Raw genomic sequence first — 12258 nt, forward strand, 5'->3', positions numbered from 1 at the left:
ACCTGTTGATGAGATCGCTGGTCCGCCTCGCCACCACCGCACTGCTGCTTGCTGCGGCGGTGTCCGTTCACGCGACGCCGCTGGAGGGCGCGCGCCAGCTGATCGTGGTCACCAGCGAAAGCTGGGACAGCACCCAGGGGCAGCTGCAGGCCTATGTGCGCGACGGCAAGGGCTGGCACACGCACGGGCAGGCGTTCCCGGTTGCACTTGGCCGTACCGGCAGCGCCTGGGGACTGGGCCTGCACCCGGCACAGGCCGAGGGCCCGCAGAAGCAGGAGGGGGATGGCCGCAGCCCCGCCGGCGTGTTCGCACTCGGCAGTGCGTTCGGTTATGCCGTCACCCGCCCCGGCACTGCGATGCCCTACCAGCCGATGCTGGACAGCCACTACTGCATGGACGTGCCCAGCTCGCCGTTCTACAACCGCATCGTTGATGAGAAGAAGGTCGGCAGTGCAGCGGTCAAGGGCTCCACCGAGCCGATGCGGCTGGACCTGCACAACAAGGGCGACGTGCGTTACCGGGAAGGCTTCGTCATCGCCCACAACCCGGACAACCAGCCCGGCAAGGGCAGCTGCATCTTCGCCCATCTATGGCGCACGCCCGGTGAGGCCACCGCCGGCTGTACAGCCATGCCACAGGAACGCATGCAGGCGCTGATGGACTGGCTGCGACCGCAGGACGCGCCGCGCTTCGTACTGCTGCCGCGCACCGAGTACACGCGGCTGCAGGTGCAGTGGCAGCTGCCCGCGCTGAGCGGAGACGCCCGTTGAGCACCCCGGACGAACCTCAGCTGCAGCGCGCGGTCAGCCGCTGGCAGATCGTCGGCCTGTCGATCAACGATGTGATCGGCAGCGGCATCTACCTGCTGCCGGCCGCCACCGTCGCCCTGCTCGGCCCCTTCAGCCTGTGGGGCGTGGTCGCCGCCGGCATCGTCGTGGCATTGCTGGTGCTGTGCTACGCGCAGGCCGCCAGCTACTTCGATGAACCCGGTGGCAGCTATCTGTATGCACGCGAGGCCTTCGGCCGCTTCGCCGGGTTCGAGATCGGCTGGATGATCTGGCTGACCCGCATCAGCTCGGCCGCCGCACTCAGCAACGCCCTGGCCGACGCGGTCGCGCGGTTCTGGCCGTGGGCGGGCGCCGGCCTGGGCCGCATCGCGGTGATCGTGGTGTCGCTGGGCTTCCTCACCGGCGTCAACATCATCGGCGTGCGCTCGGCCGCACGCACCGGCGTGGTACTGGTGATCGGCAAGATGCTGCCGCTGCTGCTGTTCGTGGCCATCGGTGCGTTCTACATCGATCCGCAGCTGGCCTACTCCGGCCAGCGCCCGGATCCACATGACCTGCAGCGGATGGGCGAAGCCGCATTGTTGCTGCTGTACGCCTATGCCGGCTTCGAGAACATCCCGGCCGCTGCCGGCGAGTACCGCAATCCGCGCCGCGACATTCCGTTCGCGCTGATCACCATGATCATCACCGTCACCGTCATCTACGGCGCGGTACAGGTGGTGGCGCAGGGCACGCTGGCCGGCCTGTCCAGCTCGGCGACACCGCTGGCCGATGCCGCTGCCGGCTTCGGCGGCGAAGCCCTGGCCCTGATCCTCACCATCGGTGCCACCATCTCCATCCTCGGCACCAACAGCAACACGATGATGATGGGCCCGCGCTTCCTGTTCGCCTTGGCCCGCGATGGCTACGGGCCGAAGATCCTGGCGCAGGTGCATCCGCGCTTCCATACCCCGGCCGCGTCGATCCTGTGCCAGGGCCTGATCGCGCTCGGCCTGGCCTTGTCCGGCTCGTTCGTGCAGCTGGCCCTGCTGTCGATGACCACGCGGCTGTTCGCCTACATCGGTACCGCCGCAGCGGTACTGGTACTGGCCAAGCGCTATGCCGACCGCCCGGGCGCGTTGAAACTGCCCGGTGGCCCGCTCATTCCGGTGCTGGCGCTGCTGCTGTGCCTGGCCCTGTTTGCCAGTGCCAGCTGGCAGAACATCGCGGCTGCACTGGTCGCGTTCGCCATCGGCGCGGTGATCTACAAGCTGCCGCGCAAGGATGCCGACGCGGGGTGATCGGTAACGCCGGGCCATGCCCGGCGGATTGATCTGGCGATCACACCGTCGGCCCCGTGCGTTAACCGGCCGCTGGGCAGGATCGAAGCTCATCCACCACGGAGCCCGATCCATGAGCCCCGAGTACCAGATCCCCGGACGCGTGCCGGACGACAGCACGCCTCGTGATGCCATCTCCAACTACTGGCGCGAGCGCTACACCGCCGAGCCGTACTACGACGATCAGTTGTTCTTCGAGGACTACGAGCCGGCCTACCGGATCGGCCACGCTGCACGGGCGCAGGACATGATCCGCGCCTATGAACAGGTCGAGGCCGAGCTCGAATCACGCTGGGCCAGCGAACGAGGCCGCAGCCGCCTGGATTGGGCGCAGGCTCGCGGTGCGGTGCGACGAGGCTGGGAGGAAGCGATCAATGTCGACCAGCGGCTTGCGCGCTAGCGCTGAGCTTTTGTAGAGCCGAGCCCACGCTCGGCTCAGGGTCGAGCATGGCTCGACTCTACAGACACCGTAGGAGAGCCGAGCATGGGCTCGGCTCTCAGGCTTACTCCTGTTCCGGCAACGGCGGCACGATCGAGCTGCGCTTGCTCTCGCCACCACCCGCGGCGATCAGGTCGCGGGTGTTCTTCTGCACCGCCACCGCACCGAACAGCGACAGCGCATACGCCATGCCGTAGAAGCCCTTCTCGCTGGGGGCCAGCGTCGCGTTCCACAGGCCAACCAGCAGCAGCATCAGCGCCGACAGCAGCGCGAACCAGCACAGCGCGTAGTACAGGCCACTCACCGGAATGCCTTCGACACGGTCGCGCACGCTCTTCTGCAGCGACACCGCCGCGAACAGGCCGAACAGCAACAGGGTCAGGTAGTAGCCCTTCTCGTTGAGCGCCATCGTGGCGTTGAACAGGCCGATCAGGTAGGCCGCCGCACCCAGCAGCAGGGCCACCCAGGAGGCGGCGATGAAGGCGGTGGACGGCTTGTGGGGCATGTCAGTGTTCATTGCAGATCCTTGGCAGACAGACGGGCACGCTTTGCCCGGGCGTGCCCACCCTAGACGATCCCACCGCCGTCGCACAGGGGGCGCAGGACCTTCGGGCCACGACGGTCACGCCTGCAGTGGTATACAAGGGACAGCCCGGCCATCCGCATCCCCGCCCTGGAGATACCCATGACCCGCATGCCCCTGCTGCTCGCCCTCGGCCTCGTGCCGATCCTCGCCACCTCCGCCTGCAACGCCGCCGGTCCTGCCGCCAGCGGTGCCCAGACCGCTGCACCGGCCTCCGCCGCCACCGACCAGCGCCCGTTCACCGCCACCGAAGTCAGCCGCTTCGACCAGCCGTGGGCGATGACCTTCCTGCCCGATGGCAGCCTGTTGGTCACCGAAAAGCGCGGCAAGCTGCAGCACCTGGACCTGGCCAGCGGCCAGAAGCACGAGATCACCGGCGTTCCGAAGGTCGCCTATGGTGGCCAGGGTGGCTTCGGCGACATCATCCTGCACCCCGACTTCGCCCGGAATCATGTCGTTTACGTCAGCTATGCCGAGGAAGGCACGCTGGACACGCGTGGCGCTGCGGTCGCCCGGGCGACGCTGGCGCTGGACGCCACGGGTGCCGGCCAGCTCAAGGACCTGAAGGTGATCTGGCGGCAGAGCCCCAAGGTCAGCGGCGAGGGCCACTACGGGCATCGCCTTGCCTTCGGCCCCGACGGCAAGCTGTGGATCAGCTCCAGCGAGCGGCAGAAGTTCGATCCGGCCCAGGACATGGGCGGCAATCTCGGCAAGATCATCCGCCTCAACGACGATGGCAGCCTGCCCGCCGACAACCCGTTCGCCTCGCAGGGCGGGGTTGCCGCGCAGGTGTGGTCGCTGGGCCACCGCAACATCCTGGGCATGGCCTTCGACGGCAACGGCAAACTGTGGGCGCACGAGATGGGCCCGGCCGGCGGCGACGAATTGAACCTGATCGTGCGCGGTGCCAACTACGGCTACCCGATCGTCTCCAACGGCAACCACTACGACGGCCGCCCGATTCCGGACCACGACACCCGCCCGGAATTCGCCGCCCCGAAGGTGACCTGGACGCCGGTGATCTCGCCGGCCGGCTTCGTGATCTACAGCGGCAGCCTGTTCCCGCAGTGGAAGGGCAGCGGCTTCATCGGCGGCCTCTCCTCCACCTCGCTGGTGCGCGTGGCCTTCGACGGCGACAGCGCGCGCGAAGCCGAGCGCTTCAACATGGGCGAGCGCATCCGCGAAGTGGAACAGGGCCCCGATGGCGCGCTGTGGCTGCTGGAAGATGGCAGCAAGGCGCGCCTGTTGAAGCTGACACCGAAAGCCTGATGCCCCGGTGGTGCCGGCCGCTGGCCGGCATCGCCCCTGGCAAACGGCCTCGCACGCGGGGCCGTCGCGTTCACTGGATGGTGCCGACCTTGACCTCGGTACGCGCACAGGCCTTGTCCAGGCACTCGCCGGTCAGCCAGACCTGCCCGTCACCGATCATCACGCCCTGCTGGTTGACGAAGACCTTGCCGAAGTCCTGTTCGGACACCGCCTTGACCACCGCCGGGGTGATGATCTTTTCGTAGTTGCGCTGGAACTCACCGGGGCCGGTGATCTTCTTCCCGCCGCTGATGTTCAACGGGAAACGCACTTCCTCGACCACCGCGGCACGATCTCCGCCAACCACCGCGGTCTTGAACGCGTTGAAGACCTTTTCGTACTGAGCGGCATCGCCAAGCACGGCCTCGATGCGCGCACGCGCATCCTCGGCGGGTACATCCGCAGCAGGCGCGGCGGGTTCGGCAGCAGGCGTCGCCGCAGCGCCAGCCTCCATCGGCGGCGGAGCATCCGCCGCAGGCTCGGCCGGCGGCGCCGGCTGCGAACAGGCCGCCAGCAGCAGGGCGGGAATCAGGTAGGCCATCCGGCGCATGCGCGCACTCCTTCGAAACAGGAAGCCCGATGGTAGCGCCACCGCAGTGAGGACAAGAAAAAGGGGACGGAGGGGATTAAGTCGTTTACGCCACAAACGACTTAATCCCCTCCGTCCCCTTTTTTGTTCGGTCAGCCCTTCAGCAGCTCGAACTGCACGGCTTCGCCTGCCGCCGAAGAGGCGCAGACCCACAGGTCGAACTGGCCCGGCTCGGCACGCAGCACGCCGTCGCGGCCGGTGAAGGCCAGCTGCTCGCGGGTCAGGGTGAATACCACTTCGGCCGACTCGCCCGGCTGCAGCGCCACCTTGCGGAAGTCCTTCAACTCACGCACCGGGCGCACGCGGCTGGCCACGCGGTCGTGGATGTACAGCTGCACCACTTCCTCACCGGCCACCTCACCGCTGTTGGTCAGCGTGGTGGTGATGGTCAGGGTGTCGTCCCAGCCGAGCTGCGCCGCACTCAGTTGCGGCACGCCATAGGCGAAGGTGGTGTAGCCGATGCCGTGGCCGAACGGGTACAGCGGCTCGTTCGGAATCTCGCGCCAGCGGGCCTTGAACTCCGACATCGTCGGCAGTTCCGGGCGGCCGGTACGCGGGTGGTTGTAGAAGTACGGCTGCTGGCCGGACACCTGCGGGAAGCTGACCGGCAGGCGGCCGGACGGGCTGTAGTCGCCGAACAGTACGTCGGCCACGGCATGGCCGGTCTGCGTGCCCAGGTACCAGGTCACCGCCACGGCCTGTGCATTGCGCACGGCGCCCTGCAGTGCCAGCGCGCGGCCATTGCGCAGCAGCACCACCAGCGGCTTGCCGGTCATCGCCACGGCCTCGGCCAGCGCCTGCTGTGCCGGCGGCAGGGTGATCTCCACGCGCGACTGTGCTTCACCGCTGTAGCGCTGCGGTTCGCCCAGCGCCAGTACCACCACGTCGGCGCGCAGCGCGGCGGCCACGGCCGCTTCGGTGCCACCGGGGATGGCCACTTCCAGCTCGCAGCCCGGCACGATCTCCAGCAGCGCTTCATCGCCGATGGCAGCACGCACACCGGTTTCCAGGTCGACATAGCGCTGCTTGTCGCCGAACAGGGTCCAGCAGCCTTCGATGTTCTCGCGGTCCTGCACGAACGGGCCGATCAGCGCGATCTTCTGCCCGGTCTTCTGCAGCGGCAGCACGTTGTCGCGGTTGTTCAGCAGCACGATCGAACGGCGCGCGGCATCGCGCGACAGTGCGTCGTGCGCGGCGAGGTGCGAGGTGTCCGCTTCGCGCGCCGGATCCAGCGAACGGTACGGGTCGTCGAACAGGCCGATGGTTTCCTTCAGCCACAGGATGCGGCGCACGCCTTCATCCAGCACCGCCATCGGCACTTCGCCGCTCTCGATCAGGCCCGGCAGGTGTTCGGCATAGAAGCCGCTCTGCATGCTCAGGTCCAGGCCGGCAGTGAACGCCTTGGCGGTGGCATCGCGGTCGTCGGCGGCATAGCCGTGCGCGACCAGCTCCATGTCGGCGGTGTAATCGGAAATCACCACACCGGGGAACTTCCATTCGCCGCGCAGGATGTCGGTCAGCAGTTCGGCATTGGCACTGGCCGGCACGCCGTTGATGTCGTTGAACGAGGACATCACGGTGATCGCGCCGGCGTCGAAGGCAGCCTTGAACGGCGGCAGGTGCACATCGCGCAGGGTCTGCGGCGAGATGTCCACCATGTTGTATTCCATGCCGGCCATCACCGCGCCGTAGGCGGCGAAGTGCTTGGGCGTGGCCAGCAGCGAATCGGCGGCACGCAGGTCGCTGCCCTGGAAGCCGCGCACGCGGGCGGCGGCGAACGCACAGCCCAGCACCACGTCCTCACCGGCACCTTCGGCGCCACGGCCCCAGCGCTGGTCGCGGGCGATGTCCACGGCCGGTGCATAGGTCCAGTGCAGGCCGGCCGCCGTGGCCTCGATGGCGGTGGCGCGCGCGGTGCGCTCGGCCAGGTCCGGCTCGAAGCTGGCGGCCTCGCCCAGCGGAATCGGGAACACGGTACGCATGCCGTGGATGACGTCGGCGGCCAGGATCACCGGGATGCCCAGGCGGCTTTCCTCGGTGGCGACCTGCTGGATGCGGCGGCCCAGCTCCGCGCCCACGCCATTGAACAGCGAGCCGACCTTGCCCTCGCGCACCTGCTGCAGCACCTGGTCGGCATTGCGCACGTTGGCTTCCGGGTTCACGTCCGGGGCGAACGGGCGGACCATGTCCGCGAAGACACCCAGCTGGCCGACCTTTTCCTCGACGGTCATCTGGGCAATGAGGGATTCGATGCGATCGGAGGCCACCAGCAGTCCTTGATGAAAACGTTTACAAGCCCGGCATTCTAGCGATCCCGAGGCGTTTGGCGAGAGGTTTCGTCGTTCAGTTTCAGCCACCAGCGGGGTCCGTATGGCCCCGCCGGGGGCACCGCAGCTTACTCCGAGCCAGCCAACTGGCGCTGCCCGGCCATCAACATCGCGTCGCTGGAGGCCTGGAACACCCGCAGGCCGAACGCCGGCAGGATCGCCAGCAGGTGGTCGAAGATGTCCGACTGCACGGCCTCGTACTCGCCCCAGGCGGTGCTGCGGGTGAAGCAGTACAGCTCCAGCGGCAGGCCTTCGGTGGTCGGCTGCAGCTGCCGTACCAGCAGGGTCATGTCGGTATGGATGCCCGGGTGGCTGCGCAGGTAGCGCTCCACATAGGCACGGAACGTTCCCAGGTTGGTCACGCGGCGGCTGTTGACCTCGGCCACGCCCTGCTCGCGCAGGCGCCCGTTCCACTGCCCCAGTTCCTGTTCCTTGTCGTGCAGGTAGTCACGCAGCAGTGCGAACTCGCCGAGGAAGGCCAGGTCGCCCTCGTCCAGGAAACCGACGCTGTGCTGGTCCAGGTACAGCGCGCGCTTGATCCGGCGGCCACCGGCCTCCTGCATGCCGCGCCAGTTCTTGAACGACTCGGTCACCAGCTTCTTGGTCGGGATGGTGGTGATGGTCTTGTCGAAGTTCTGCACGGTGACGGTGTGCAGCGCGATGTCGATGACATCACCATCGGCGTTCTGGCTGGGCATCTCGATCCAGTCGCCGATGCGCACGCGGCCATCGCCGCTGATCTGCACGCTGGCCACCAGCGACAGGATGGTGTCCTGGAAGATCAGCATCAGTACCGCCGTGGCCGCGCCGAGGCCGGTCACCAGCGGGCCCAGCTTCACTCCCAGCAGTGTGGCGACGATCGACAGGCCGGCGGCCACGAACACCACGATCTTGACCACCTGCAGGTAGCCCTTGATCGGCTTGTTGCGCGCATCGGGCTTACGCTCGTACAGGCTGTTGGCCGCGTCCAGCGCATGCGAGAACGCCATCGACACCGTCAGTACGGCCCACACGATGCACAGCTTGATGATGACGTTGACCAGGGCAGGTGGCAGGTCGGGGATGAGGCTGATGCCCGAGGCGATCACCTGGCTGGGCACCACGTTGGACAGGCGCGAAATGACCCGCATCAGGTGGCTGCCACGCCCGGACTCGGCCCCCGGCAGGCGCTGCAGCAGGCGCCGCAGGCCACGCAGCAGGATGCGCTTGGTCACCCAGTTGGCCAGGCCGGCTGCGATCAGCAGGGCCGAAATCATCAACGCCAGGTAGGCGCCGGGATAGGGTTCCAGTGTGTTCTGCAGCCGTTCCAGCCACTGTACCGCCACCACCGCGTCCACCATCAGTTGTCTCCTTTCTTCATTGCTGTTGAGGCTGCCGGCCAGCGGCCGGCACTACCGTGGGTGTCGGCCAACGGCCGGCACGACCGGGTCAGTCCCGCGTGCGTTCGATGATCACGCCCACCGCGCGCGCGCCGCGCACCGCGCCGGGCTTGCTCAGCTTCAGGCGCAGCCACTTCACGTCGAATTCGTCCAGCACGATCTGCGCACAGCGCTCGGCAAGGGTCTCGACCAGGCCGAACTCCGATTCGCGCACGAACTGCTCCAGGCGCTTGCTGACCGCCTTGTAGTTCAGGGTGTGGGCGATGTCGTCGGTAGCCGCAGGGCGGCGGTTGTCGAAGCCCATTTCCAGGTCGAACACCAAGTCCTGGCGGATCCGTCGCTCCCAATCGTAGATACCGATCAGGGCGTCGATCGTCAGCCCTTCGATGAAAACCTTGTCCATTGCGGTTACCAGCCGAATACAGGCGGCCATGGTAACGGCATGGCGGTGACCCTGCCCGGAACGGACGGTGGGCGTCCCGCACGGTGCGGGCCCGGAAAAGACAAAGGGCCCTGCTAGCGGGGCCCTTTGGTACTACCGTTTGTCCCCGGGGGGAGCTGTTGAACAGCCGCGAGTCCCGGTGGCGCAGGTACTCAGATTAGGCAAGGGCCCGATCACCGGTCAAGGCCAATGCCGACAAAGCAGGCTGGGTATTCGTCCGAATCGAAACACAGAGAATCGGCCGCACGAACAACGACGTTCCCTGATGGTCGCCGCCGCCCTCTCTGGCCAACATCACCCCATCCTTCATCACTGCACATCACGATGGCTGCATACGATTCACTGAGGCGCGCGTTGTCGGCGGAGCGTTTGTCTACCTACGAGAGAATCGCATCGGCCTGCAGCCCTGATGTCACTGCCGATTCCCTGTATCTCTGGAACATGCGGATGTGCGGTGCGCTGATGATGCCGGTGCATCTGTGCGAAGTGGTCACGCGCAACGCCGCTGCAACCGTGCTTGCCCGGCAGCACGGCCCGCGTTGGCCATGGAATGATGCCTTCCGGCGCAGGCTTCCGGCTTCGTCCCGTACTTCCGCACGCGCAGCACTGGAACAGGTTGCCGTCCACACGACCGATACACCCGAGATCGTCGCCAAGCTTCCGATGGTGTTCTGGCAGCAGCTTTTCACCTGTCGCTTCGACTCCACACTGTGGATACCAGCACTCAGCGGGGTTCTGCGTCATGCGCCTGCGGCTCATCCCAGCGTGATCAGGAAAGCCATCCACGCAGACATTGGGCGCATCCGCCACCTGCGCAACCGCATCGCCCACCACGAGCCCATCCTGGAGCGCGACATCGGCGCCGACCTGGCAGCGATCGGGCGGCTGATCCATGCACGCTGCCCGCACACCCTGGGGTGGCTGCAGCGCCATGAGCGGGCAACGACGGTGCTGGCGGCATCGCCGTTGGCGGCGCGTGCGTAGAGCCTCGAGCACGCTCAGTCGAGCATGGCGCGACTCTACGGAGAGCGGCAGCCGGGGCCTCAGACCGCCGGCAGGGTCGCCATGTCCCAGCGCGGGGTCACATCCACCCGGGGTGGGCTGTGCTGGCCGGCCTGCAGGCGCAGCGCGCCGGCGAAGGCGATCATCGCGCCATTGTCAGTGCACAGTGCCGGCCGCGGGAAGCAGGCACGGCCCCCCAGGCGCTCAGCCATCTGCTGCAGGCGGGCGCGCAGGCGCTTGTTGGCACCAACGCCGCCGGCCACCACGATCACATTGGTCCCGGCGGCTTCCAGCGCGCGCTCGCACTTGATCGACAAGGTCTCGACCACCGCATCTTCAAAGCCCCGGGCAATGTCGGCGCGGGTCTGTTCGCTCTGGTCACTGTCGCGCCAGGCCATCAGGACCTGGGTCTTCAGGCCGGAGAAGCTGAAGTCCAGCCCTGGACGGTCGGTCATCGGCCGCGCGAAGCGGTACGCCCCCGGCGTGCCCTGCTCGGCCAGCCTGGCCAGCTGCGGGCCACCCGGGTACGGCAGGCCCATCAGCTTGGCGGTCTTGTCGAAGGCCTCGCCGGCCGCATCGTCCAGGGTCTCGCCCAGCAGGCGGTACTGCCCGATCGCATCCACCGCCACCAGCTGGGTGTGGCCACCGGACACCAGCAGCGCCACGAACGGCGCTTCCGGCGGGTCGTCTTCCATCAACGGGGCCAGCAGGTGGCCTTCCATATGGTGTACGCCCACCGCCGACACCTCCAGCGCCCAGGCCAGCGAGCGGGCCACGCCCGCGCCGACCAGCAGCGCGCCGACCAGGCCGGGACCGGCCGTGTAGGCCACACCGTCGATGTCGCCCACGCCGAGGCCAGCCTCGGCCAGGGTCTGCCGCACCAGTGGCAGCAGCTTGCGGACGTGGTCGCGGCTGGCCAGCTCGGGCACCACACCGCCGTACTCGGCGTGCAGGGCGATCTGGCTGTAGACCGCATGGGCGCGCAGGGCCGCGCTGCCGGCCAGGTCGGTGTCATACACCGCCACGCCGGTCTCATCACAGGAAGATTCGATGCCAAGGACTCGCATGCCTGCTATTATGACGCCCCTGCCGCCCCCTCGGGGGACGTGCAGGTCTCACTGCTTTCGACCCCCCGGCCCGTATTCAGGGTTGGCCGCTTGCAGTTTGTCGTTTCGCCGCTATAATGTGCGGCTCGCCGGGCGTGACCCGGTTCTACTGTGTCCCGGAGATTCCATGCCCAGCGTCAAAGTCCGCGAGAACGAGCCCTTCGAGTTTGCTCTTCGCCGCTTCAAGCGCACTTGCGAAAAGGCCGGTGTGCTGGCCGAAACCCGCAAGCGCGAGTTCTACGAAAAGCCGACCCAGGAGCGCAAGCGCAAGGCTGCTGCTGCTGTGAAGCGTCAGCTGCGCCGCTCGTCGCGCGACGTCACCAAGCGTCAGCGCCTGTACTGATCGGACGCATCTTCATTGCGGCGGGCCTGCCTGTCGCGATGGAGCCGAAGCCGGCACGCGCGAGCGTCGCCGGCTTTTTGCGTTTCCGGGTTCGGGCATCCGCCCCGCCCCACCTACCACCACGAGGTTCCTCATGAGCATGAAGCAGCAGCTCACCGAAGACATGAAGGCCGCCATGAAGGCGGGCGAGAAGCACAAGCTGGGCGTGATCCGCCTGATCAACGCCGCGATCAAGCAGCGCGAAGTCGACGAGCGCATCGAGCTGGACGACACCGCCGTGATCGCCGTGCTCGACAAGATGGTCAAGCAGCGCAAGGACTCGGTCAGCCAGTTCGAAGCCGCCAACCGCGAAGACCTGGCCGAGATCGAGCGCGCCGAGATCGTGGTCATCGAAGCCTACCTGCCGGCCAAGATGGGTGAAGCCGAGATCGTGGCCGCCATCCAGGCCGCCATTGCCGAGACCGGCGCCTCCGGCCCGGCCGATATGGGCAAGCTGATGGGCGCACTGAAGCCCAAGCTCGCCGGCCAGGCCGACATGGGCCTGGTGTCCAAGCTGGTCAAGCAGCTGCTGGCCTGAGCCAGCACACGGGGTCAGAGCCCTTTCGCGCCGCGGAAGGGATCTGACCCCATCGA

13 protein-coding genes are annotated in these 12258 nt (G+C 67.4%); 7 read left to right on the plus strand and 6 right to left on the minus strand.

Translation table 11 applies throughout. The annotated features are described in order from the left end of the window. Window positions 1-8: 8 nt before the first annotated feature. The 3 genes from B9Y64_RS05750 (at window position 9) to B9Y64_RS05760 (ending at window position 2507) form a co-directional block, all read left to right on the plus strand. Window positions 9-770, plus strand: a complete 762-nt coding sequence (locus B9Y64_RS05750; RefSeq protein ID WP_100439837.1) for a L,D-transpeptidase family protein — start codon at window positions 9-11, stop codon at window positions 768-770. Then, window positions 767-2068: an APC family permease gene (locus B9Y64_RS05755; RefSeq protein WP_100439838.1), complete on the plus strand. Its 1302-nt coding sequence runs from the start codon at window positions 767-769 to the stop codon at window positions 2066-2068. Before B9Y64_RS05750 ends, B9Y64_RS05755 begins: the two co-directional genes overlap by 4 nt. A 112-nt stretch (window positions 2069-2180) precedes the next feature. Beyond that, window positions 2181-2507, plus strand: a complete 327-nt coding sequence (locus tag B9Y64_RS05760) for a hypothetical protein (RefSeq protein ID WP_100439839.1) — start codon at window positions 2181-2183, stop codon at window positions 2505-2507. Between the two features lie 103 nt (window positions 2508-2610). Here the strand turns inward: B9Y64_RS05760 and yiaA are convergent, their stop codons facing one another. Next, window positions 2611-3063 (minus strand): inner membrane protein YiaA, encoded by a 453-nt coding sequence (gene yiaA / locus B9Y64_RS05765; protein WP_100439840.1) that lies wholly within the window; start codon window positions 3061-3063, stop codon window positions 2611-2613. 168 nt (window positions 3064-3231) lie between these two features. Here yiaA and B9Y64_RS05770 point away from each other — a divergent pair, with 168 nt between their 5' ends. Next, complete coding sequence (locus B9Y64_RS05770; RefSeq protein ID WP_100439841.1) at window positions 3232-4398, plus strand: PQQ-dependent sugar dehydrogenase; 1167 nt, start codon at window positions 3232-3234, stop codon at window positions 4396-4398. A 70-nt stretch (window positions 4399-4468) separates the two neighbouring features. Here the strand turns inward: B9Y64_RS05770 and B9Y64_RS05775 are convergent, their stop codons facing one another. The 4 genes from B9Y64_RS05775 to folB form a co-directional block, all read right to left on the minus strand. Then, complete coding sequence (locus tag B9Y64_RS05775; protein ID WP_100439842.1) at window positions 4469-4987, minus strand: hypothetical protein; 519 nt, start codon at window positions 4985-4987, stop codon at window positions 4469-4471. A 131-nt stretch (window positions 4988-5118) separates the two neighbouring features. Then, entirely contained in the window at window positions 5119-7293 is a 2175-nt protein-coding gene (locus tag B9Y64_RS05780) for a glycoside hydrolase family 3 N-terminal domain-containing protein (protein ID WP_100439843.1), read from the minus strand. Window positions 7294-7421: 128 nt separating this feature from the next. Next, window positions 7422-8693 (minus strand): mechanosensitive ion channel family protein, encoded by a 1272-nt coding sequence (locus B9Y64_RS05785; protein ID WP_100439844.1) that lies wholly within the window; start codon window positions 8691-8693, stop codon window positions 7422-7424. A gap of 88 nt (window positions 8694-8781) precedes the next feature. Beyond that, complete coding sequence (gene folB / locus B9Y64_RS05790; RefSeq protein WP_005407807.1) at window positions 8782-9135, minus strand: dihydroneopterin aldolase; 354 nt, start codon at window positions 9133-9135, stop codon at window positions 8782-8784. A gap of 363 nt (window positions 9136-9498) precedes the next feature. On the opposite strand from folB, the gene B9Y64_RS05795 reads away from it, so the two are divergent. Then, window positions 9499-10158, plus strand: coding sequence for a hypothetical protein (locus B9Y64_RS05795; protein ID WP_100439845.1), 660 nt, complete (start codon window positions 9499-9501; stop codon window positions 10156-10158). Window positions 10159-10217: 59 nt separating this feature from the next. On the opposite strand, the gene tsaD is transcribed toward B9Y64_RS05795, so the two are convergent. Further along, complete coding sequence (tsaD, locus tag B9Y64_RS05800; RefSeq protein ID WP_100439846.1) at window positions 10218-11243, minus strand: tRNA (adenosine(37)-N6)-threonylcarbamoyltransferase complex transferase subunit TsaD; 1026 nt, start codon at window positions 11241-11243, stop codon at window positions 10218-10220. 166 nt (window positions 11244-11409) lie between these two features. On the opposite strand from tsaD, the gene rpsU reads away from it, so the two are divergent. Both rpsU and B9Y64_RS05810 read left to right on the plus strand, forming a co-directional pair. Next, on the plus strand, window positions 11410-11625 hold the full coding sequence (gene rpsU, locus B9Y64_RS05805) for a 30S ribosomal protein S21 (protein ID WP_002808376.1): 216 nt from the start codon (window positions 11410-11412) through the stop codon (window positions 11623-11625). A gap of 133 nt (window positions 11626-11758) precedes the next feature. Next, a complete protein-coding gene (locus B9Y64_RS05810) occupies window positions 11759-12202 on the plus strand; it encodes a GatB/YqeY domain-containing protein (RefSeq protein WP_049435052.1) in 444 nt (147 codons plus the stop codon). The last annotated feature ends 56 nt before the right edge of the window (window positions 12203-12258 follow it).

Origin of the sequence: Stenotrophomonas maltophilia (genome assembly GCF_002799245.1) — a bacterium.
Lineage (GTDB): Bacteria > Pseudomonadota > Gammaproteobacteria > Xanthomonadales > Xanthomonadaceae > Stenotrophomonas > Stenotrophomonas maltophilia_S.

Bases quoted from the DNA above. Each gene is read 5' to 3' on its own strand.
- tsaD (WP_100439846.1), bottom strand. From the start codon at position 11,243: ATGCGAGTCCTTGGCATCGAATCTTCCTGTGATGAGACCGGCGTGGCG.
- B9Y64_RS05795 (WP_100439845.1), top strand. From the start codon at position 9,499: ATGGCTGCATACGATTCACTGAGGCGCGCGTTGTCGGCGGAGCGTTTG.
- B9Y64_RS05775 (WP_100439842.1), bottom strand. From the start codon at position 4,987: ATGCGCCGGATGGCCTACCTGATTCCCGCCCTGCTGCTGGCGGCCTGT.
- B9Y64_RS05760 (WP_100439839.1), top strand. From the start codon at position 2,181: ATGAGCCCCGAGTACCAGATCCCCGGACGCGTGCCGGACGACAGCACG.
- B9Y64_RS05785 (WP_100439844.1), bottom strand. From the start codon at position 8,693: ATGGTGGACGCGGTGGTGGCGGTACAGTGGCTGGAACGGCTGCAGAAC.
- yiaA (WP_100439840.1), bottom strand. From the start codon at position 3,063: ATGAACACTGACATGCCCCACAAGCCGTCCACCGCCTTCATCGCCGCC.
- folB (WP_005407807.1), bottom strand. From the start codon at position 9,135: ATGGACAAGGTTTTCATCGAAGGGCTGACGATCGACGCCCTGATCGGT.
- rpsU (WP_002808376.1), top strand. From the start codon at position 11,410: ATGCCCAGCGTCAAAGTCCGCGAGAACGAGCCCTTCGAGTTTGCTCTT.
- B9Y64_RS05750 (WP_100439837.1), top strand. From the start codon at position 9: ATGAGATCGCTGGTCCGCCTCGCCACCACCGCACTGCTGCTTGCTGCG.
- B9Y64_RS05770 (WP_100439841.1), top strand. From the start codon at position 3,232: ATGACCCGCATGCCCCTGCTGCTCGCCCTCGGCCTCGTGCCGATCCTC.
- B9Y64_RS05810 (WP_049435052.1), top strand. From the start codon at position 11,759: ATGAGCATGAAGCAGCAGCTCACCGAAGACATGAAGGCCGCCATGAAG.